This window comes from Bilifractor sp. LCP21S3_A7 (assembly GCF_052118825.1).
Taxonomy (GTDB): Bacteria; Bacillota; Clostridia; order Lachnospirales; family Lachnospiraceae; genus Bilifractor.
On record NZ_JBQKGL010000005.1, the window covers coordinates 159,657 to 182,317 of the forward strand.

Below are 22,661 nucleotides of genomic sequence, written 5' to 3' on the forward strand. Positions count from 1 at the left end.
GCATTCGTTTACTTGTCCGTCCCCTGTCCTTCATCTTTCCACCCTTCAACAATGGAAAACAGATAATGTTCATATGCTCTTTTTGCGGCAAAAAATCCCTGTCGGTGAATATGAACCTGTTCTCCCCCCTGCATGACAAAGGTCAGCAGCTCGCGGTCTATACCGCAAATTTTCGAGAGGTTAACCAGAAAGCTCTTATGACAGCGAAAAAAATATTTCTCCGAAAATTTGCTCTTCTCGTCATCCAGTTTTCCGCGGAAGACCAGTTCTTCTCCGTCATCCATATGCAGACATATGTTTTTCCCTCTCTGTTCTGCGAAGAGAATACAGTCAAAAGGCACCCGTATCCTCTTGCCTCCCGATTCACCTTCGAAATGCGGCTCAGATTCTTTCTTGTGAATAACATCCCGGATCAGGTCCCGGATATCATCCTCTTTTACAGGTTTCTCCAGATAACGGGCGGCACGAAGACGATAGGATTCCAGCGCAAAATCCTGACTGGTTGTGGCAATCGCCGCCACCACACGTGTATCCTTTCTTCGGATCTGTTCCAGAGCGTCAATTCCGGTCATCTTTCCCAGATAGATGTCAAGTATCAGAAGATCGAATTTTCCGGGAAAGAAATGATCCAGCAGATCTTCAGCACTTTCAAATGCCTCTGCGGTAACTTTCTCTGCGGAATCCGTCACCATACCCAGAAGCCGGATACGCGATTCCTTATCATCTTCACATATACCCACCCGAAGCTGCTCCATGTGTCAACCGTTCCTTTCCAGGGCTGTTATTTGCGCAGCCAGGCAATCCTGCTGCTTATTGTATTACATACTGCTTCCTATAGCGCCAAGTCCGCTTACTACAGCACCTACAACAAACGCCGCAACAATAATGCCGATAATTCCCGCGATCACTGTGATAATTGAAATAATAGATCCGATCTTGCGAATAGCCTCATCGTTGCCTTCCTCCTTAGCTTTCCTTGAAAGAACTATTCCAACGATTCCGAGAATGACGGAGACAATCGCCGAGTAACCAAAGAAGCAGAAAATAAATCCTACAATACCGCATATTAAACTTGCTATGGCTTTCCCATGAGCGGGTGCATTCTGGTTCATAATTATTTCTCCTTTTATTTCAGCGAATTATGTTTTCCCATAATAGGAATTACCTGTTTATCAAAGTCCTAATGCATTCAGCTCTTCAACCGTGATGTCGATCAGTTTCTCCGCTGTCTTTGTATTCTTTCCGGCAATGCCTCGAAGTCCCAGCAGTCCGCCTGTAAGATCATTTAATGCCATATTGACGGCGGCGTTGCCTGCTCCTGCGATCTCCTGCTTGGAAAGCTGGAATTTGCTTGCTTTCTTTTTGCCGACGCCTAATACCGGAACAATCCAGATCTGATTTCTGCGATCCAGCGGCGGGAATGTTACGATGGTGCTGAATCCATGCTTTGTCAATGCCGGTGCTCCGGCGGAGAAGCTCTTGTCCTTAATCGCATCATAGAACTCCTCGATGGTGTACTCATTCTTTGTCTTCACTGTTTTGATTTTTACTCCTAGCATCTTTGTAACCTCCTCATAAGTATATAAGTATTATAAAAGCTCTTATTTACGCGAACAGTGAGCCGCAGCCGAATGCGAAGTATTCGTGTGCGGCGAGCGTCGCGATAGCGAGATAAAACTCGCGCAGCGTGTTTTATCTCGTTTGAGGGAACGCTTTGTCTGGTTTCAGGGAATTCAATATTCCTTGCTGCGTTCCTATCTCCTTGCTTCGATTCCATTATGTCAGAGTTAATCGGCTCTTTGTAGTACAGAAAATCGGATACAGCCGGTAAAATCGGTTATTGATTATTATTTTGAGATATAATATAATTATTTATTTTGCAAATTTATCAATAGTCTGAACTTCTGCCCAGCTCCTGCCTTTTTTATCGCCTTTTCTATCATCTTTTCTATTGTCAAGTACCAATTTTGATTTTTTTTGTCGAGAAGCTGTACTTTTTCACACGCCGCTGTTCATGCATAATGTGTTTAAAGATATTGCGGACAACACATCATCTTTCTTCCCTAAAAAGATGATAAGGCTTTTGGTGAAATGAGACAGATCCTGAAGCCATCGTCCCACAGCAAATCTAATAAATCCGGGAATTATCCCACAATATCAGGAGGAGAAATTATGAAAAACAAACTTGTCACGATTCTTGTAACTGGTGTACTTTCCGTTTCCGTACTCGCCGGATGCGGGTCCGGCAGCAATGCATCCAGCGCATCTGCAAGCTCCGGCAGCTATACAGAAGACGCAAGCAGCTATGCAAATTCCGGCAGCTATGAAGATGTTTCCGGTGACTCCGTTGCGTCCGCAAGCGCTTCCGTGGATACTGCAAGCACTTCTTCGGACGGTACCTTCTCTCTTGGCGATATTACTGCTGATATGATTCAGACTGGCCTGTACGCAAAGGATGACAACGGAAATGAGCTTGTATTCGCTCTGTTCCAGGGACCGGATGCAAATAATTATGTAGCACTTATCACTGTGGATACAGATGGTACCGGAGACGTCCTCTGCGGACAGTACACTGCAACCCAGAAGGAATCCGGCGATGACGGAATTACGTGGACGGTACTGGACGGAACAGATGTATATACCGGTAATAGCTTCAGCATCGGATGTGTTGAGGGAGACGACGGCTCTGCTGCTTTCTATGATCAGAATGGCACTACCTACACTGCGGAGTACCTGGATGCAGACCAGACCATCACTTACTTTGGCACTGCAGTTGGTTTACTTGCGGCAAATGGTCAGTAAAAAGCCAGTTCTTTGCAGAGTCTGACCATCTCCAGGAAGACACTTTGTAAAAAAGAGAGCCCAAAACGGGCTCTCTTCAGACTGTAGACAAAGTCCGAGGCACAACGCCTCGGATTTTTGCTTTTTTGAGACAAATAAAAAGTCAAAATTGTCATTATCCTGGTGTGCGACCCGTCAAGTAGACAATCAAAAAACACAAAAGTTTTTTCTGCCCGGTATTACTGCCGGGCAGTTTTTATGCTGCTTCCTTCAACTTAATTTCGTGGTATTCCATTGGAGTCATAACGTTCAGATTTCTCTGTACGCGCTTGGTTGCGTAGTAGGTCATATATTCTTCAATGGCCTGCAAAAGCTCTTCTTTCGTCTTGAACTTATGTCCATAGTACATCTCTCGTTTCATGATTCCCCAGAAGCCTTCCATGGGGCCATTATCTATACAATGAGCCACTCTTGACATGCTTTGCGTCATTCCTGCATCCACGATTTTCTGCCGGAATTCTTTTGATGTGTATTGGTACCCTCTGTCACTATTATGCCGAATTCAGGATAATTCAGACTATGCCGAAGAAAAAACTATGCCGAAGTTTTTCTTTGTCGCTTGAGTTTTCTTCGATGTTAAAAGATTCTTCGGCATAGTATTTCGGGTCAATCCAGAGAATAGAGCAGCTTCTTTATAGCAGCTTTCTTCCAGATTTTTTCGTCATCCTCAAATGCCGGGGCGGCTTTATTCATTGCTTCTGTCATCATTTCAAGGGTTGCGAACGCATAAAAGCCGGATGTTGTTGACATACTTTCATGACCCAACAGCTGCATGATAAAAGGAAGCGGCACTCCATTGCGATATAGATCCATTGCTTTTGTTTTACGGATCAAATGACAATGAACGTTTTTCGGAACCTCCGGACAAGTAACACGCGCTGCATTCGCTGCCGTTTTTAGAATCAGGCTTATGCTGTCCGTAGAAAGCTGATGAGGCTTTCCGTCAAGTCGGCTATAGAACAGCGGAGCTTCCTTCAAGTCGGGATGAAATTCATTAAGGTACTTTCTTAAATGAGCAACTGTTTTATTCATAACCGGTACATTTCTGGTTTTTCGTCCCTTTCCGATCAGCGTAACATAAGGATGGGGCACATCCAGATGAAGCGATGAGATCGACAGGTCGGATAGTTCCTGTACTCTAGCTCCTGTATCGTAGAGGAGTATCAGGATCATACGGTTCCGGCGATGCTTGGCTGTTCTGGTATCATATGACGTCAGTATGGCCTTTGTTGCTTCCGGTTGCAGGTATTCGATTGGTTTCTTCTCCTCCTTGACTTTTCTGACTGTGCAGACATCATTATAAATGCCGCGGAGTTCAAAATCCTCATCAGCACAGTATTTAAGGAAAGAGCGGATTGCAGTCAGCTTCAGATTTATCGTTTTGGGAGCGTACTTCTTCTTATGCAGCCATTCAACGAAATCCTTGACGTTATTTCGGCTGAATGCATCAAATGTCACCTGATTTTCCTTTAACCCTTTCTTGCTTTCCAAAAAGGTAAGATAAGAATTCAGGGATTGTTTGTAAGCTGCTACAGACTTATCCGACTGGTTGCGCACCGCCGGCATAAAATCATGAAGATATGCCCGTGCCATCTGCCAGAAGTCTTTATCTTTCTTCCTCTTATACTTCATCGGCATCCACCTCCGGTATCAATTCTTCTGTGGAGGCAGTCATGCCACGGTATTTGGGAAAGAAATCTGGTATCAGGTGTATGTAGTAATAAGTGCTTTCCAATGAAGAATGCCCCATGTACCGCATCAGATACGGGAGCATTGCGTGGATGTCTTTGCCTTCCGACGCCCAACGCATGATATTTGCGCATGCAAAGTGATGCCGAAAATCATAAGCCCGAGGCTTGACTTTGCCGTCTCTTTTTAAGCCTGCTGACAGCCAGATATTTCTAAAGTTAGCAGATAAAGCAGTACTGGAACAGATTTCTCCACGCCCACCAGGGAAAAAGTATTCTCTTTCCGGGAATACCTTGTGTATGGCAGCATCATAATCTATAAGATACTGCGTCAGTTCTTCTGATAAAAAAAGTCGCCTGTCACGGTGTGCCTTAGCCCACAGGATATCGACATAGCTTTTATCCAGATGAACATCCTGACACTTTAACTGTCTTGCTTCTGCTGATCTGACGCCGCAGCAATACATAAAACGGTATAGCGCTGGAAGGACATATGCCCTGCCCGGGACTTTTTTTCTGAGTACGTACTGATCGCATTCTTTAAAAAAGCAATGGATTTCAGCCTCTGTCATCAGGTAAACTTCCGGACGATAGCGTTGGATGATAAATGAATTATCCAATACATATGCGCTGATATCGCCGGTATTGACAAGGTATCTGCCGAATTCACGGATCGGTGAGACCCAGCTTCTGTCGCTGGTAGTTGATTTTTCTGCATGTTCCAGTGCCCATCCATCAACGACCTCTTTGATAAGGGTGTGATGATCTCCGTGTGCGGCATTGTACCTGTCTAATTCTCGAAGATACACGGACGCTGATGTATATTTAATACCCAAAGCATGCTTGTAATCCAGAAAGTCAGATATTGAAGGGCCGAGCCTGCTAACAAAAGTCGTCATGTGTGCACCTCCCTTGAAATACCATCAAAAGGAAGGACACACTCTTTAAGCCGGTTTTCGTCAGTTGTGATATAGATTCCGGTAGTATCGGGATCCGAGTGCCCAAGTATGGCAGCGATCGTCTCAACAGGAACTTCATTCCTGACCATTGTCGATGCAGCGTTATGCCGAAGCATGTGCATTCCGAGAATACGGTCATCAGTAGATACACTTGCCTTCTCAAGAATACGCTTGACCATCATGTAGCAGGATGAATGACATGAAAGCGGATCAAACGGAGCAATAAGTCTCACAAACAGGTAATCATTTGGTGTCTTTGGACGCTGCGTGGTCAGATATCGGGCAATCGCATTACCCACGGCCGGTGTTAAGGGAACACAAACGAGATTTCCCGTTTTGCTTTGTCTCCATGAGATCGTATCGTTCCGCCAGTCGATATCTGTTAGTCGAAGCTTGATTATATCGCATGCACGGATACCTGTGGATAATCCCAGGAGAATCATGGCGGAGTCACGCAATGGTGTAGTATCATCATCAGTAACAGATTTAATACGCTCTTGTTCCTCTGCTTCGAGAACCGGGATGATTCGATGATGTCGCAGGGCGTGAATGCCTGACAGTGCCGCCAGCAGATCATCCCGCTCAAGGTATCGGCAGATTTTCCTGATTTCACAAAGAATTCCACGTTGCCGTTCGGGTTTCGAATTCTTTATGTAGTCAAGGAAGATAGCTGCTGTGAGATCTTCTAATGGGACCACATCCTCTTTTCCCTCAAGGAAAGAAAGGAATGCATACATTCCATACTCATAAAAATGGCGAGTGTTCTCGTTTTCATACTCATCTTTTAGATAGAAACAGTAATCCGTGTAGACTTTTCGATAATACGCATTCTCCGGTTGCAATCTTGACCTTGAAGTGGTCGTAAAAACAAACTGACCGGTCCTGATGTACGAGTCAATAAGCCTGATAAAACGGCCTTGAAGATGATAACGCTCTTTACTGAACTTTCCGGTTTTGGGACTGATTACAGAATCAGCATAAAGCTTGCCGATTTCATGGTTATACTCCGCAGCATTGTGTTCTTTGCAGAATGTCTTAAACCTTCGTACAGCACCTTGGTAATTAAAAATGGTGGAATCATTATATCCGGCATCTTTCAAGGCATTGATAAGTAACATGCAGACAGTATCTATATCCATCTTGAAGCACCTCCTTAGAATTGATGCTTCAAGTATAAAATACTATGCCGAAGAATCTTTCGACATCGAAGAAAACTCAAGCAACAAAGAAAAACTTCGGCATAGTTTTTTCTTCGGCATAGTCACTATGGAAAATCGGGGTTGCTCCAGGAGCGTTCTCCATGGCCTTGTCAAATGTGGAAAATACAAGTGGATTATCATTATGATCGCCATAAACATATGCAACCGGTCGCCTGTCACACAAATCCAGTATAACGCTCAGATATATCTTTCCCTTCCGTTCGTCTTCACCAGTACCAAATTTGAACTCGCTGACATCTGTAACCCATTTCTCATTGAGTTTGTCGGCATGGAATTCCCTATTCAGTATGTTTTCTGCTACATAGGCCACGGTGTTTTATTATGGATCGGATTTTCTTTTTCCGGCATATACGAAGAACTCGCTTATCGTTGACTTTGATATTGTAGTCGTGTTCCAGAATATCACGGATACGTCTGTATCCCATGTCTGGATGTTCATCATGGATCTGCTCCATTTTTTCAGCTATTCGTTTATTAAGAACATCATTTTCATTATCCACTCGATTTTTCCATTTGTAGTAAGAAGCTCTGGTGATATGGCCAAATTTACACAGACGGTTTACCGGATAATCAGGATGTTCCTCAATAAGCTCTTTTATTGTGATATAGATATCCAGATGCCGTGTTCGATTCAGAGTCACCTCCTCTCGACGGCATCGAGTTTTTTTAAGAAGTCAATCTCCATCTGCTGCTGTTTGGCCTGAGCCTTAAGCAGCCGGTTTTCTGCTTTGAGCTTTTCCAGTTCTGTAAGTTCTTCTATTGGCTTACTCCGACCGCGCCGGTCGTATAATCCTTCGATGCCTTTTTTTTCATATTTTTTTACCCAGGAATACACTTGTTCATAGGAGCAATGGTACTCCTTTGCTGTAAGCGCATAGTTATTGTTATTAGCAGTGCAGTGCTCAACTATAGCAAGGCGTTCTTCAAGAGTTGTCTTCCTGCTCTTATTTTCCTTAATCATGAGATATTCCCCTTTCGGCCGTGACTCGGTCAATTCCTCATGATTATTATACGCTTTAACCCAACATCCGATAGTGCTTGGAGCTAAAATCCCATGTTTCTTTGCAAGCGATTGTTGAGATATTCCTCCATCCAGGTACTCTTTTACAACCATCTCCTTGAATTCCGCAGAGAAGTTGCAAAGATCGCTGTTGTGTTTTTCAAGGCCTTTCTCACCGTATGCATCAAAAGCATGCCACCAGCCTCTGATGATACTCTCCTCTATACCATAATTCTTTCCTAATTTCCAGAAGGAGAGACCTTTCTCTTCATGCTCTGCCAGTACCTTTAACTTAAATTCTTTGGAATACTTTCTTCTAGACATGATAATGCTCCTCATATGATAGATTTTGGATGTTTCCAATGTCTACCATATGGGGAGCATATCAATTTAAAGGCTTTCCGGGGATTAATATACTGCCGGTGGTGGGACCTTATAAGCCTATCGCCTCCGTACAAACAGACCCGTTACGCAACTTCTTCTTATGGTATGATACACCATTACGCTACATTTTGCTAGATGTTTGCTAGATGAATTACGTCGCTCTTGGATTGGCATTCTGTATTTATTACACGTAGAATGCCGTACCTTCATCCTTGTATCCAATCAAAAGTGCAGACTGTTTTTCCTGTGCACTCGCTGTAAACAGGTGGTCGCAGGTTTTCGATTTATACAGCCTGAATACAGGTGTTCCGGAAGTTTTCGCGAAGAAAGCCGTTCCTTCTCGGTTCCAGCCGGATCGCACAATGTTATTTTGTTCCGCTTCTGATGCAGTATACATGTGGTCTCCGGTCTTCGGATTAAAGAATCGAGCAACCGAAGTTCCCGAAGAAGGAGACATCCATGCTATACCCTCGTACCTCCATCCAGTTCCGACAAGCTGAGTCTTCTCTCCAGGATCTATCGTATAGAAATGATCCTGACTTGTTGGATTATAAAGGCGATACACAGGAGTAGTTGCTGTTTTTGTCTGTGTCTTTTGCGCCGGCGCAATTTTGCCGTACAGCGCACGCCAATCGTCAGCTGATCCGTAAAAACGATCGCAGTCCAGATTATCGCCATATCCATCGAGCCGTCCGACAGATGTCCACTGCCACATGATCATACTGCTGAATGCCCCTATCTGTGGTTTTGATCCTGCCAATGACATATCATAGTTGCGATCAATGCCGTAATCACGATACTTTGCTGCCCAGAGTTTAAACCCTGCCTTTGCAACGGGCGACCAATCGTATGACTGCAATACACTTTGGTATGTGTAGAATACCGGAGTGATGCCAGTCTTCTGTTTGAAATACTGAAGCCACTGCAATGCCCATGACACGTTCCACATTCCGGCTGATTCCCAGTCAAGAAAAATAGCGCACTGTCCCAAATATCCTTTGATGTTTTTAACAAAAAACTCTACCTCAGAGTACGCAGAATTGTATTCTGGCCGTGCAAAATGATAAACCCCGAGCAACTTTCCAAGCTTTTTTGCCTGTTGGTACTGTCGATCGCACGAAGGAGAAACGTAGCTGATTCCCTCCGTAGCCTTCACGATCACAAAATCCGCTGCCACCTTCGACAAATCAATATCCGATTGATAACCAGATACATCTATTCCATTCAGCTCCATGCTCACTTCCTCCTTTTTTTGCATGAAAAGATCCCCCGAAGAGACTCCTTTTCGTTTATAAATGTGTCAACAGCTGTATGTAATAACACGTATTGACTGGGAGACTGTCCGGGTGCTATTATTCAATTACAATGTATTTCATGTTTCAAAGCAGTCGATGGCTTGCACCGCCTCCGGCTGCTTTTTTTATCGCTTGGTTTACTTATCGTCCGTATTTTTCGGGATGTTGTAGGTCATGGCCTGTGGGCTGTCGGACACGCCCTCTGTCGTAGGATCGGCGACTACGCCAATGATCGTCAGTACAGCAAATGCAGCATTGACGATTGCTGTCAGTTGCTGCCCGAGCACGCCGAAATCCCATTTGTAACCAAATGGGGCCGCGACCACCTGAATCAGCAGCAGAACCGCCGGAATCAGGCTCAGCCAGAAGTTTTTATTTTTTACTCTTACTTTCCAGTTAATCATTTCTCTACCCCCTCAAATAAAATCGTTGTTTTTCTTTACGGTTACATACGTTTCCTTAATATTCGCCGTAGCGGCTACTGCTTTTGAATTCTTATAATCATCGTGTGCCTTGCAGTAATGCTCATATTCTCGTATGTCGTCAAGTATCTGGTTATATGATTCCTCACTGTGCCCAACATTACGACGTAGCTCATCGTCAAAGGAAAGTATCCTCCTCCTGGCATCATCTGCATTTTCTTTGTTCATTCGAGATCCGAAGGCAGTTAACTGATTACTGAACTCCTCCAGCTTTGCAATAATCTTATCGTTTCGTTCTTTCTTTTTATCTGATCGGTTAATCAGAAATTGAATAAATAAAAGGACGGCACCCACTAGAGTACCGCCCAATATCCCGCCAAAAATTGTGTCCTGAAATGGTCCCACTTGTGTCACTTGTCCTCCTGTCCATCTTTTTCAAGCATTTCCTCTACTGCTTTTCTCCACTTGTCCGGGACATCTTCAATTGTCATCAGACCAGCTTTGATTCTTTTGTAATAAATTTTAGCCATTATCCTTACCCTCCAGTGCTTTAATTCTGTTTACAAGTTCCACAATAGTATCGTCCTGTGATTTGATACGATCCTCTAACTGTGATGCATAATCTCCAAGCTCTGCAAGAGCATCCTCGTTATCGGAAACACCCTGACCAAGATCTACAGCAGAGTCGGAAAGGTCGTTGTTTGTCGGAATTAAGGACTCTTTTTTGCAGGATTCTTGAAATTCAATTTCTTCGACTGAAAACTTATGAAGAAAATTTCTCTGTCCCATTATTGGAATATCTCTTTCACCCCAAGGGGTCGATTTCTTTTCAACTCCAATCTGCATATTTATGGATGAAATTGCACCTTTTCCGGAGTTGACAATATCCATTGCTTCTTCGTAATCGATCTTTTCATTTGTTAATTCATCATATATTTCCATCTTTGACCTCATTCGTTAAAAATATGATATTGCCATCCACCGAACGTATGTTCCACTTGTTATTCCTCCACTAAATAAAGCATAGTATGAACTATTAGACGACAAATACTGAACCCCCTCTATATGTGTTGCATTGCCTGCAGTAATTAGCATTGCCACAACAATAATGTGATTTCCATCCAATCCGGCGGTTTGTAAGGAAGATAAGGATGTGAGATAGCATGACGTCCTACCAACAGACGCAGTTGCAGTTCCGTCAACGACTACCGGGACTTTACAGCCCATGTAGGTTAATCCGCCATTATTAGGCTCGCGGGCTGTAAAGATAAATTTTTCTATACCTCCTACTTCATTTTTACTAACGAGAAGGCCGGTATCGTCAATAACATTCATATTATAAGTATCTGCACCATTTGCTGTAAGATGATGTACTACTTCAATTCTATCGGAGTGCATGTTTACAGTTGTTTCATATCCTGAATATGAAGAATAATTATGTAACATTCCAGCACCGAATTGAGAAAAGTATTCTACCCCTTTTGCAGTCATGGCGGTTGAGGTAATTGTTCCATCTTCAGACATACTTGTCTGTGGTAAATTCCAAGTAAATTTCTTGTTGGTAGCATCAAGCGTGAAGGTTTTCCCATCATCCGGTGTTCTGATTGCGCCGGCAGTCACCGTACCAAGGTCTGCGCTGATAGCAGCAAGATTGCCAACACCAATTTTCTCTGACGTCACTGCATGTGTTACTATCTTATCTGCGGTTATTGCACCATCCTTGATACTCACTGTCCCAACCTGATGTACTGTCCATGCTGATCCGTTGAACTGCCAGATGCCCCCGGTTGACTGATTAAACCATACATCTCCTGATGCATATCCAGAAGTAGACGAAGGGTCGGATGTTGAATAAATTACTTTGTTTTTGGAGCCTAGTGTTGACAGGATATTAACCCCTTCCGGAGCCGGCCTATATGATAACGGTGCAATCGATTCATTATTTGCTATATACGTTGATGTCTTAATCGACCATGTCGTATTATATGTCGAATATATTGAATAATATCCACCACCTCTTAACCAGAAAACTGGAAACGACGCTGTGATCAATTGTGTATAACTGACCGGCGATTCTCCAGTTCCCCATCTGTAATCGTCAGTTAATATTCTGGTTCCACGGTTCGTAGTTCCCCAACCTGATGCTTGATCTTCAACCTCAAACGTAACAGAAAATCCGTTTCCATGCGTCGACCACGACGGATGGGACATTCCACTAAGTATTGAAACTACTTTAAATTCGTGAGTCCCATCATATGGAATACTGGTTCCAACAACCGGATACCAAGTATTGACATTATACGAAGACGAAGTAAGGTTAATGTCTTGTTTACTAACCCAGAAATTTCCATCTTTACCTTTAGGTCCGGTTGCACCAGTTGCTCCGGTGATACATGCAGCATTGGAATAGGACACGGTTCCATCATTCTTTGTAGTCTTTGTTCTCATCCAGATATATTTACCATCTGCCCATGCCGGCTGTGTGGTACTCCATCCTGACGTTGGGGATGTCGAAGACGAGGTATTGATGGCATATTCATTAACCGTTCCAGTTACAAGGTTCGAGATCGCGCTTCCAATTTCAAGGTTATCAACATTAATCTTTAGTCCTCCGGAATTCAGGTTGATCTGCTGTATAATGTTTTTACCATTATTGACAGAGCTGATCTGCTGAGTAATCGAATCAGAGGTTTGCTTGATTTTTGAATCGGTATATGAAGTTAGGTCTTCCGGAGCAGGAGACCAGTCGGTGGGGGTATTGCCTTTTTCGAATTTTAAACCAAATATTAAATAAGGAGTATTTGAATCACATTCAAATCTACATGTTGATATAGTAGCATCTCCAGAATTAAACGTAACGGATACTCGTTTATAAACGTCAGTTCCGACTTGACTAGTAATATTCGTGCCTGACATACTACCTGTATTTGTATAAAAATGCATAGTACCGGTAGACGATTCCCATTTAATCCATGCCGATAATGTATATACAGTATTAGGTTCTATTGCAACTCTTTGACTAATGTCTCTCCACGCTTCACTAATCCTTTGAACACCAAATCCATTTACAATTGTATATGGCGCTGTAGTCTGCACTCTAGTTCCGCCATTATTATCAACCCATCCAGTGTAAGCAGAAGCATCATAGTCTTTTGTTTTAAGCCATAAATTTCTTCCACCAACCTGCAAATCATCAATCTTCTGGTCTACCTTCTTGACTTCAGAAGTGATCGAATCAGAGGTTTGTTTAATTTTAGAATCAGCTTCTGTTTTTGTGTAATATCCAGTAAACTTATTCTCAACAGTCGTTGTTCGTGTTGCCAGTGAACTGATAGTTTCTGAATTCTGCGTGATTTTTGTTTCCTGCGTATTGACCGTATTTGTCAGCTCTGCCAGATCCTTGTTCGCTTTAGCAGCATCCGCAACCGCCTTGTCTGCTGTATCCTGCGCTGTTTTGGCGTTGGTGAGGGCTGTAGATGCATTGCTGTATGCCGTCGTTGCATTCTTCAAAGCGTCGTTTGCTGCTGTCTGTGCTTCTGTCACATTATGATTAGCGGTCAATACATCCGCCAGAGCCTTATTTAATGCCGCCTGTGCAGAGTCAAGATTCTTTTTTGCGGCGCTGATCTGATCTTCCGTTGCTGTCGTGCTTGAGGTCAGGCTATTGTATGTACTAAGTGCAGAATCATAATTCTGTTTTGCTGTCTTCAATGATGCATCCGCAGACGCTACATTCTGCTTTGCTGTATCAAGCTGACCCTGTGCCGTTTTTGCTTTATCGTCCGCTGCCTTGGCATTGGCAACAGCAGTATCTGCGGTTTCCTGCGCTGCCTTGGCATTCGCAACAGCGGTGTCTGCCTGAGCCTGTGCATCTGATGCTGTTTTCGAAGCAGCATTCAGTTTTGTTGATATGTCCTGTGTATCTGACTCAAGACTTGTGACTTTCTTACTTGTGGACTCGATTCCGTCTGCATTGACCTGAATTTTGTTTTCAAGTTCACCTTTAATTTCACTTACATCATTCTTTGAAGCATATGTTTCTTTTACACTTGCCTGAATCGAGCTTGCTGTTGTAGAAATATCAGACTCAATAGCCGCTTTGGTGTCACTAACATCTGTCTTTGTCGCATAATTGGCAGCAAGGTTCTGGTTGATACCGGTAATGGCATCTCCGTTTTCCTTAACCTTCTTCTGGGCATCGGAAATATCATTATTCATTTCATTTACAGATGTCTGTAAAGACGAAATATCTTTATTTGCGTCAGCTAAACCGCTCTGTGCTGTATTGGCGGTCTTGATTGCATTTGCCGCATCTGTCTCTGCCTGTTCTGCCTTTGCATTTGCCTGATTGGATGCTGTGTTCGCGCTATTGGCAAGGACTTTTGCATCATTGGCGTTCGTGTTTGCAGAAGTGGCCAATTCAGATGCAGCACTAGCGCTCTGTTTCGCTGAATTCGCGTTTTCACTTGCTTCCTCTGCTTTTTTCTTTGCTTCTTCGGAATTACTGTTTGCCTGATCCGCGGTTGCTTTGGCTTCCTGGATTTCAGCATTCTGCTCATCGCCACGTCCAATAACACCAATTACAACCGGATACTTAGACGTTCCAGCAGCACCGGTAAGCAAAATTTGTACAATGTCTCCGGTCTTTACAGAAATGTTTGTGTCAATCTCTACGGATTGCCCATCGTCATAGCTGATTGTGTCTCCACCCATATCAACCATGACTTTTCCGTTTGAACTGTCGGACGTTGCCGTTCCTGTGGCCATGACCGTAGATTTGGCTTTTTCGTTTGTGCCTTCGTTAGATTTTTTCCCTAACAATATTTTTGCGAGCTCAAAACTGTCCATGTTACACCTCTTTGAGTGTCAAATTCATTGTCATCTCGTCATATTTTATTTCGCTGATGGACTGGATCATATATTTCTTCTTTTTGTTTTCCAGGATAAGATTTATTGTCTCCCCGCATTTGCACGGGAAATACAACATGCTGCATTCCAATGTAATTACTTTGTCAGATTTTTTCAGGTATTCTTCTGCAAGCTGCTGTGCCCTCGCCTTTGTCGCAGGAGACAGATCGTTAACCTGGTATTTTTCGGAAATCATGAATCCCCTTCGTTGAGACGAAAATTCGGAAGAAGAATCTCTGTCTGCCGAAGCAATAATTTCCTGATCCCCATTGCTGTATATGACGATCGTCCGTCCTGGTACATCTTCTGAAGAGGTTGATTCTTTAATATCTGACGATAAAAGCATCGTGTTTGGATCTTCTTCATCAACGGTCCAGGAAGGAGTGATTGAAGACGGCGTATTGTATGGACTTAAAGTAATTCTTCCATGCCCGTCAACATCCAGTCGATTGCTTGATATGTCACAAATATCAAAAAGAAAAGAAAGATAACTTTCTCCGGCTTCAAAAATCTTTGTGGCTGTATATCTGTAATTTCTTGCCCCGTTGATTAAATACTCCTTCTGACAGGTAGTGCAGATTTTTTCAAATGCATCAACCGCATATGTTCCTGAACCTATCGAGAAATATCCGACACAATAATCTTCTGACAACCCCCACAATACAGACTGGAGTTCATAGGTGTAGTGCTTCTCTCCGTTTTTTATTGTCATTCCCGGAGGATTTTTCAGGACATATGTACCAATTTCAATCACAGAGTCTCCATGATAAAGAACGATCCGCAGCCATGATCCTGAAATATAATTACTTCCAAGTGTTTCCAGATTTGCAGATGTTCTTGTATCGGTATCATAACCAAAAGAAACAGAGCACCCGGACAATACCAGATGCTCCAATTCTCCACGAATAATATTTAAATTGTGAGGATCAATCATAAAGACTCGTATCTCGCTCTTGATTGATCTGTCTGACCAATCGGAAAGGTCATTCATAATGATTCCTCCATTTGCTTAACAGATACTTCTCCCCACTCTCCGATTCTCGACCTGTTACCTTTTGGAGTCAAATTCACAGACAATATCGCCGTGTGTAAAACCTCACCCTGTGGATTTCGAAATGTTGCGTGTTCTGCCGTTGTAAGCTCGTCCATATTTTCTCTTTTACCATTTGGCACAATGTCAGTATAAACACCGCTTACATCCAGGGATCGTGTGATCGTATTTCCAAAAGTGTAAACGGGACGAACTCGTCCTGTTGTCACCTGAGACGAATTATCAGAGTCTCTGTTATCTGAATACTCCGGAGATTTATCTACATTCAGTTTGATAACAGCCGTCTTTCCCTTCCAGTTCCATACATATACTTTTCCCTTCATGGTTTTCTTTATAGACGCCATTCCCCATGCAGATCCATTTGATGTAAACACATAAATTGTGCATTCTGTATTAAGTGGAGGTGTGACAATATAATTCCCGTTACTTCCCTCGCATTCTATGAGATTGCCTGGGTAAGAGAGATATACATGATCATCTGTTGACGGAGTAAATGTAACCGTTGTTGTGTAACTGTCAGTATCGTCTATAGTCTTTGGTGATACTGTAAGGCTTGGACTGCTTACATAACTTACCGTCACAGGACGATCGGACGTACTCGATTCGATATCTGACATAATAGCGGAATGAATCGTGATCCTCTCACCGTTTGTAGGTATCCTCGAAAGAGCGCTCTGAGGAATCATGACATTTCCGGTATATGGCTGATCTGTGAAACGGCATTCTTTGAAAAGACCATCCGATGAAAATGTAATAATGTTTCCGTCACGGTGATAGTCCGAGGTGTAACTAATATCGAGTCCGTCAGGAGACCACTTGCACGAATTAATCGTAAGCGTCGGAGTGTAAGTCAATCTGAAAGTTTCAATAATGCTGTTACCGTGTGCATGTAGTCCAGATGTTCCATTATAGTTTGCTTCATATCTTCTGATCTCAAACTGAAGTTCTTTATAATCGACATTTGTTCCGTCTACCGGCTGTAGCATTGCGATTGCTTTTGGAGCAAATTTGCGGGACGTGTTTTCAGTTACACAGTTTGCAGATCCAATATCTCCCCATCCTGAATTTGCTGTACTCGCGTCAGGATATGACATCCAGCTGCTCCAATCACCAATTGCCTGATTTGGTTTCCGCTGTCTTGACCTGTATCGGATCTGGTAAGTTGTACCAGAACATTGCCACGACAAATATATAGAGGTCACTCCATTGGCAGTTATCTCATGATCAGCGATCGATGTTCCTTGTTTTACCGAAATCCCAAACTTTTCTGGAACCGGTAAATTATTTGTAAGAATCGAAAACGGCTGAAAGGCCCATAGCTGAGCCCTTGAACCGTTGTTTGCATATACCTGTATATTGGTCTTTGGTGTTGACTTTCCTCCGGCAGCATCCAGTACAAAACCCTGTGATGTAAGATAATGGAGCCGATAAGTTGGAACTGTTGCTCCGTTAATGCTCATAGATCCAGAAGGCTCTGCATACCATTTAAACGGATGCCCCTGGTAGCCAACCCACTGCTGCACATTCTGGCCATTTTTTGGAGCATTGGCACCAACACTCATTACTTTTCCACTTCCAACACAGTAAAGAGTCATGAGCCCACTGCTGTATTCCTGAACACGCCAGATCTGATTGTTTCCGTCATTCTCTCCATACAGCTGTATATTTGCTCCGTTAGCACTGGATGCACCGCATACATCAAGCACAGCATTTGTGTCCAATGCCGACCGGATAAGGTACGTACCAAGGGGAACAGGATCTTTCGGAATGAATACCCATCTCTGTGCATTCGATCCGTTTACAGAATAAATCTGGACGTTGGTACCAGATGCACCCTTACCTCCGGAAACATCCATTGCAAAGCTTTTGTTTTCCGTGCATTTGATTACATATGTAGAATACGATGTGCTGCCCACGGTAATTGTGTTTCCATCTGGTACGATGTCCCATTTCTGAGCCCTGCTGTCGTTATTTGAAAACTGCTGTACATTTGTACCGTTTGTGAATGTTCCTTTGTTTACATCTATGGATTTTCCAGACATTGTGAATAACATTCGTCGGGAGCCGTCGCTGTTTGTGACAACAGTTATGAACTGTGCGTCGCTGTTGTTTTTTGTGAAGATGCGAACATTTTCATAATCGGCGTCAGATGCCCTACGACACTCAAGTGCGCAGTTTGTATTTAGCGCTGTCAATACGACATACGTTCCATCTGCCAGTTCAGCCACTGTACATAGCCCCCTTTCGAATAATATCTTTTACAAAATCATCAATCTTTCCATCGATATAACTGTCGGTGTTGTACTTGATTCCGTCTATGTAAAGATTGATAGTCCTCGATTCTCCTGCTGCTGATCCGTATTTCTGCGAGCGATATAAGTCCGATATTTCTGGGCGGGCCACAGCCCCGGCCATCGCCTCAGATGCTGATGCAACCGCCCCAATATTCTGCCGCATTCCCGCCGCAAACTGTGTTGCCAGCTCAGCGCCCCATTTATCGTCCCCCGCAAGAGGGCCGACGTCTGGAGTTGTGTGATGAATATATCTTGCGGCCGCCCGTGCAAGAGCGTTTGCAGAGCTCGCAACGTTTCCATACTGGCTTGCAATACCGGATGCAAATCCCGCTCCAAGATGTGAGCCCCATGTATAGGCGCTGCCTCCGATCGACGATAGCGCACTGCTCGCACCATTTGCAAGTCCCTGCGCCGCAGACCGGGCGTTGCCGTACTGGCTTGCAATACCAGACGCATAAGATACTCCTATATTTATGCCATATTGGTATGTCTTATTCAGCTGCATCGCCCGATCCGCTCCGCTCGCGACTCCCGACGCCTGACCGGATACATTTCCCCTCTGGCTTCCGATACCGGAAGCATAATTGGATGCTGATTGTCTTCCGGAATTTGTATACTGTCCTTCTTTTCCCTTCACCGCATTTGCGCCTGCCTGTGCCGTGCTTCCTGCGGCAGATGCCACGTCTCCGGATGCTCCGGCTATCGTGCTCACCATGTTGGAAACGCCGTCCTGCGTGTAGTATTCCATTGCGGCAATATTGGATGCATACCTTCCTTTTGCGGCCTCCATGTTGCCATAGTCAGCCGTAATGCTCGCCACATCACTGCTTCCGCTTCTCACAGCATCAGAAAACTGCTGCAGATAGTCCGCACCGTCCATCCCCATATTCATGATACTGTCGGCCATCGCGCGGAAGTTTGAGTCTGTCTGATACCTGGTATCGGACATTACCGTGTTGATATTGTCCGCATAGTTGTTGTACGCCTGTGCCTGTGACTGGAGAGCTTCCGCCATAGACTGTAAGGACACATCGGAATCGGACTCGTATTTTTTGAAGGCATCCGACGCGCTTGACAGTTCGTCAATCGCCGCCTGTCGCAATTCCGCAAACGACTGTATCTGTACGCTGTTGGCTCCCGTCACAGCATCGGCAGAGCCTGCATAGGCTTCATTTGATTCGGCAGCTCCGTCGATGGCGTCCGACTGCCCGTCAGCTGATTCCGTAAGACCATTTAATGATTCGCCGGTTGTCTCCGCTGTTTTTCCGGTCTGATTCATGGCATCATTAATTTCATCAAAAGAGACACCGTTTTTTTCAGCAACAGACTTCAGCGCTTCCATCTCGTTATTCATCTGCGATGTTGCGCTTTTTGCCGCATCCGTTGCATCATGGTAATCCTTCTGTGCCTTCGTGGATTTTGAGAGAGCATCATTGTACTGCTGCTGAAGGCTGAAGGCGTTTTCCCATTCCCCGTTTACCTTGATCTGACCATCCCTGACCTCATTCGTCAGACGGTTGTACTCATTTAATTCATGATTGGTCAGACTCTGCCCCGACTGCATTTTGTCCTGTAATTCAGTTTCGCGGTTCAGCTTTGTGTTGTAATCTTCGAGGATTGGGCCGAGCTGTTTCTGCACATCGGCGGCTTCAGACGTTACCTGCTTAGCATCCATCTGCGCCTTGATCTGCTTTTCCAGTGCATCAGTCGATTCTTCGATAACACTCTTGTATGCCTGCACATACGCCTGAATCATCGCGGTCTGTTTTGCCTGTTCGACAAAATCACGCATAGACTGCGTGGACATATTTAGCTTACCGGTCGTCTCATCAATCGTTGCGCCCATTCCTGGATACAGTGTATTTAGCACAGACACATCCTGTGCCATCCGCTGCTGCTGATCGCTTGTAAGGCTTTCCTGCTGGTTCAAAGCATCCAGTTCATCAATAATGCTTCCCGCCATCTGTGCCGACGCTACAGCTCCGCTTATGCTCTCGTTTGCACTGTTGAACGTTTCTGATAAATTGCTATTAAATGCGTTTGTGGCATCTCGGAGCGCTGCTGTTGATTCTTCAGATTTTGCCGCTGCCGCGTCAAGAGAAGATGTAAATTCGCTCGACTTATCCGTCGCCGTTCCTGCAACATTCGCATAAATGGTTAGTCCCGTAACAACTGCGCCTATCGCCAATGCCACCAACCCGATGGGATTTGCATCCATTGCGGTATTTAGCCCCGTCTGCGCTACGGTTGCCGCTTCTGTGGCTGTTGTCTGGGCTGTCGTGGCTGCCGTTTCTGCAGCGGTTGCGGCAGTAGATGTTCCTTTTGCCGCTATCCACGCGGAATATGTTCGGATTATCTCGGAAACCGTAGGGGCAACTTTTGCCATTCCGGTCAGTGCTAACCCGCTAACTCCAATGATCGCCTTAATGGAATTTGGCCATTTACCGAAGGTTTCCGCTGCGCCATCCGCAACATCTGCAACCTTTTCGATTGCCGGTGTCAAAGCTCCAAGAGCACTCTGTGTCAGATCACTACCCGCAATCTGAAGTGAATGCATAGCCTCCTGTGCCTTGTCCCACGGATCTTCTGTTTCCTCGAATGTCCTTGCAACACTCCCCCCGTAATTTTCCACTGATGCGGTCAGATCACTGAGTGATAACGATCCGGTTTTGCACGCGCCATAGATTGCCGCGCCCGCTTTGGATCCAAAAAGATCATAGGCGGCTTGCAGTTTTTCCGTGTCAGATGCATTGCTTTGCATGGTAGCGGAAAAAGAAGACAATGCATCGTCCAGTGAAACACCTTCGTCACTGGCGTTCTTCATGGCTTTCTTCAAGCCCTGCATAACTACGGAAACATCTGTTCCGGACTTCTCGCAAGCTCCAAGGAAATTTGCGGCCTGATCAATGGACATCCCCATTTCTGTAAACGATGCCGCATTTGATACCAGATCATTCGACAGGGTATCAACAGAGATTCCCGTATCCTGTCCCACTTTGTTGAATAGATCGAGAACGTCAGATGCCTGGTTTGCTGACAATCCAAACGCGGACAGTGATTTCTGTACCGTATCGATGGAGCTGGATACATCGGTTCCGTTTAGCTCCGCATATTTCAAAAACTGTCCAGATAGTTCCTCTAGCTGATCGCCCTGAAGGCCGAACCGGGTGTTGACCTCGCCCACGGCAGAACCGATATCGTCCATAGAAACCGCCATAGACGAATACAGGCTGTTGGCAATCCCGCTCATTTTCTGCATAGCTTCGCCGGTCGCTCCGGTTTTTGCCGTGATGGTGTCGTATCCTTTATCTAATTCTCTTGCGGCATCGTATGATTTGCTCGCAAGTTCGGTAATTGCTCCCGACACCTTTTCGATTCCGCTTACAAGAGAATCCCACTTGAATTGTTTAACAGCTGCATCTCCAACTTTGTTTATTTGCTGGACAGCTCCGCTGGTTTTCTTCCCAAAATTATCGATAGAGGTTGCGCATTTATTCGTGCTTTGCTCAGCTTCCGCCATATACTGATCATTCTCGCTCAGGGAGCGGTTGGCTTTTACAACCTCAGCGTCTGCATTGTTTAATTGGGTCTGCCAGTCTTTTACGCGGTTTCCGGCTTTTTCATATGCCTTTTCGCCATTGCTGACCGTTGCGGCAAGCTCGTCTACTTTGGCCTGCTGCTTGTCCATTTCTTCCTGTGACGCCGTCCCGGAAGCTTTCATGTCGTCCAGTTCTTTTTGTGCTTCTGATAACTGAGTTTTATAATTCTCAAGTGTCTTTCCGACGCGCTCATAATCGGATCTGGCATGTTCCAGTCCGGAAGCAACCGCAGTCTGCTTTTCTTTGTATTTTTCGAGGGTTCTGGTCAGCACTTCATGCTTCTCTTTAAGTGTCGAAAGAGAATTAGCCTGACCTGCGGTCTTCTCTTTTACGAGATTCATTTCTGAGCGCATTTCTTTCAGTGATTTATTGCAATTTGAAACCGCGCTCTTAAATTCTTTCTCGCCATCAAGCGCTATTGTTGCGCCTATTTTGCGTGCTGCCATATCTTTCTCCTAATTTTCTGCACAAAAAATCCGTCTGCTCTCGCAAACGGATTGAAATATCGTATTTATTTAAAAATTTCTTTTATTGCTCTTCTTAAAGGTGTTTCAGAATATCCATACAGTTCAGCCGTGTGTTTTGCGTCATGGTATGCCACGAATGGCAATTTTATAATCAGATCAGCAAGCAGCAATCCCGGAATAAAAAGCAATAGAAATAGTAGTATGTAGAAGTCCATTTGTACAAAGCACATAACAATAAATACCGTAGAAACAGCAGTTGTTGCCGGGAGTTTTTTAAGCAGCCGGAAATAAACAACGAAGACTTTTTTTATGGCTTTTTTCATTCTGATCACTCCTTTTATTTAATATATCACACCCGTTTCTTCGTTTATAGATCAAGGGACGATGATATTTTTTCATCTTCGGAGTAAATCATCTTCTTGGCCTTCATGTTCCATTCTGTCCGATACTGCTTATAAAGATCCGTCCATTCCCGATAGGTAAGGCATCCGATTTCATTCTTACGAAGGCCGAACCGCAGTCCAAGATACAGG

At 44.3% G+C, this 22,661-nt stretch carries 21 protein-coding genes; 1 reads left to right on the forward strand and 20 read right to left on the reverse strand.

The window, feature by feature from the left end; genetic code table 11:
- Positions 1-8: 8 nt before the first annotated feature.
- The 3 genes from ACTQ1O_RS06310 to ACTQ1O_RS06320 form a co-directional block, all read right to left on the reverse strand.
- On the reverse strand, positions 9-740 hold the full coding sequence (locus ACTQ1O_RS06310; protein WP_279198803.1) for a LytR/AlgR family response regulator transcription factor: 732 nt from the start codon (positions 738-740) through the stop codon (positions 9-11).
- 78 nt (positions 741-818) lie between these two features.
- Positions 819-1,112: a hypothetical protein gene (locus ACTQ1O_RS06315; RefSeq protein ID WP_441475051.1), complete on the reverse strand. Its 294-nt coding sequence runs from the start codon at positions 1,110-1,112 to the stop codon at positions 819-821.
- A 60-nt stretch (positions 1,113-1,172) separates the two neighbouring features.
- Positions 1,173-1,559 (reverse strand): hypothetical protein, encoded by a 387-nt coding sequence (locus tag ACTQ1O_RS06320; RefSeq protein ID WP_279198801.1) that lies wholly within the window; start codon positions 1,557-1,559, stop codon positions 1,173-1,175.
- A 613-nt stretch (positions 1,560-2,172) separates the two neighbouring features.
- Between ACTQ1O_RS06320 and ACTQ1O_RS06325 the strand changes: the two genes are divergently transcribed.
- Positions 2,173-2,802, forward strand: a complete 630-nt coding sequence (locus ACTQ1O_RS06325) for a hypothetical protein (protein ID WP_441486569.1) — start codon at positions 2,173-2,175, stop codon at positions 2,800-2,802.
- 235 nt (positions 2,803-3,037) lie between these two features.
- Here the strand turns inward: ACTQ1O_RS06325 and ACTQ1O_RS06330 are convergent, their stop codons facing one another.
- From ACTQ1O_RS06330 to ACTQ1O_RS06410, 17 genes are all read right to left on the reverse strand, one after another.
- Positions 3,038-3,271 (reverse strand): IS3 family transposase, encoded by a 234-nt coding sequence (locus tag ACTQ1O_RS06330; protein ID WP_441475049.1) that lies wholly within the window; start codon positions 3,269-3,271, stop codon positions 3,038-3,040.
- Positions 3,272-3,447: 176 nt separating this feature from the next.
- Positions 3,448-4,473 (reverse strand): tyrosine-type recombinase/integrase, encoded by a 1,026-nt coding sequence (locus ACTQ1O_RS06335; protein ID WP_441486570.1) that lies wholly within the window; start codon positions 4,471-4,473, stop codon positions 3,448-3,450.
- Positions 4,463-5,428: a tyrosine-type recombinase/integrase gene (locus ACTQ1O_RS06340; protein WP_441486571.1), complete on the reverse strand. Its 966-nt coding sequence runs from the start codon at positions 5,426-5,428 to the stop codon at positions 4,463-4,465. Before ACTQ1O_RS06340 ends, ACTQ1O_RS06335 begins: the two co-directional genes overlap by 11 nt.
- Complete coding sequence (locus ACTQ1O_RS06345) at positions 5,425-6,627, reverse strand: site-specific integrase (protein ID WP_441486572.1); 1,203 nt, start codon at positions 6,625-6,627, stop codon at positions 5,425-5,427. The genes ACTQ1O_RS06340 and ACTQ1O_RS06345 overlap by 4 nt, the downstream gene beginning before the upstream one ends.
- A gap of 76 nt (positions 6,628-6,703) precedes the next feature.
- Positions 6,704-7,018 carry a DDE-type integrase/transposase/recombinase gene (locus ACTQ1O_RS06350; RefSeq protein ID WP_441486573.1) on the reverse strand — a complete coding sequence of 105 codons (315 nt, stop codon included), beginning with the start codon at positions 7,016-7,018 and terminating at the stop codon, positions 6,704-6,706.
- A complete protein-coding gene (locus ACTQ1O_RS06355; RefSeq protein WP_441486649.1) occupies positions 6,987-7,163 on the reverse strand; it encodes a transposase in 177 nt (58 codons plus the stop codon). The genes ACTQ1O_RS06350 and ACTQ1O_RS06355 overlap by 32 nt, the downstream gene beginning before the upstream one ends.
- 182 nt (positions 7,164-7,345) lie before the next feature.
- On the reverse strand, positions 7,346-8,032 hold the full coding sequence (locus ACTQ1O_RS06360; RefSeq protein WP_441486574.1) for a transposase: 687 nt from the start codon (positions 8,030-8,032) through the stop codon (positions 7,346-7,348).
- A gap of 244 nt (positions 8,033-8,276) precedes the next feature.
- On the reverse strand, positions 8,277-9,326 hold the full coding sequence (locus ACTQ1O_RS06365; protein WP_441486575.1) for a GH25 family lysozyme: 1,050 nt from the start codon (positions 9,324-9,326) through the stop codon (positions 8,277-8,279).
- A gap of 198 nt (positions 9,327-9,524) precedes the next feature.
- On the reverse strand, positions 9,525-9,791 hold the full coding sequence (locus tag ACTQ1O_RS06370) for a phage holin (protein WP_441486576.1): 267 nt from the start codon (positions 9,789-9,791) through the stop codon (positions 9,525-9,527).
- Positions 9,792-9,803: 12 nt separating this feature from the next.
- Positions 9,804-10,214, reverse strand: coding sequence for a hypothetical protein (locus ACTQ1O_RS06375; protein ID WP_441486577.1), 411 nt, complete (start codon positions 10,212-10,214; stop codon positions 9,804-9,806).
- A gap of 5 nt (positions 10,215-10,219) precedes the next feature.
- A complete protein-coding gene (locus tag ACTQ1O_RS06380) occupies positions 10,220-10,339 on the reverse strand; it encodes a CD1375 family protein (protein ID WP_441476574.1) in 120 nt (39 codons plus the stop codon).
- The gene (locus ACTQ1O_RS06385; protein ID WP_441486578.1) at positions 10,332-10,751 is read right to left on the reverse strand and encodes a hypothetical protein; all 420 of its coding nucleotides are present in this window, start codon (positions 10,749-10,751) and stop codon (positions 10,332-10,334) included. Before ACTQ1O_RS06385 ends, ACTQ1O_RS06380 begins: the two co-directional genes overlap by 8 nt.
- Before the next feature lie 15 nt (positions 10,752-10,766).
- Entirely contained in the window at positions 10,767-14,657 is a 3,891-nt protein-coding gene (locus ACTQ1O_RS06390; protein WP_441486579.1) for a hypothetical protein, read from the reverse strand.
- Between the two features lies 1 nt (position 14,658).
- A complete protein-coding gene (locus ACTQ1O_RS06395; protein ID WP_441486580.1) occupies positions 14,659-15,708 on the reverse strand; it encodes a hypothetical protein in 1,050 nt (349 codons plus the stop codon).
- On the reverse strand, positions 15,705-17,996 hold the full coding sequence (locus ACTQ1O_RS06400; RefSeq protein WP_441486581.1) for an RICIN domain-containing protein: 2,292 nt from the start codon (positions 17,994-17,996) through the stop codon (positions 15,705-15,707). Before ACTQ1O_RS06400 ends, ACTQ1O_RS06395 begins: the two co-directional genes overlap by 4 nt.
- A complete protein-coding gene (locus ACTQ1O_RS06405; protein WP_441486582.1) occupies positions 17,989-22,107 on the reverse strand; it encodes a phage tail tape measure protein in 4,119 nt (1,372 codons plus the stop codon). Before ACTQ1O_RS06405 ends, ACTQ1O_RS06400 begins: the two co-directional genes overlap by 8 nt.
- 65 nt (positions 22,108-22,172) lie before the next feature.
- Positions 22,173-22,451: a hypothetical protein gene (locus ACTQ1O_RS06410; RefSeq protein ID WP_441476476.1), complete on the reverse strand. Its 279-nt coding sequence runs from the start codon at positions 22,449-22,451 to the stop codon at positions 22,173-22,175.
- Between the last annotated feature and the right edge of the window lie 210 nt (positions 22,452-22,661).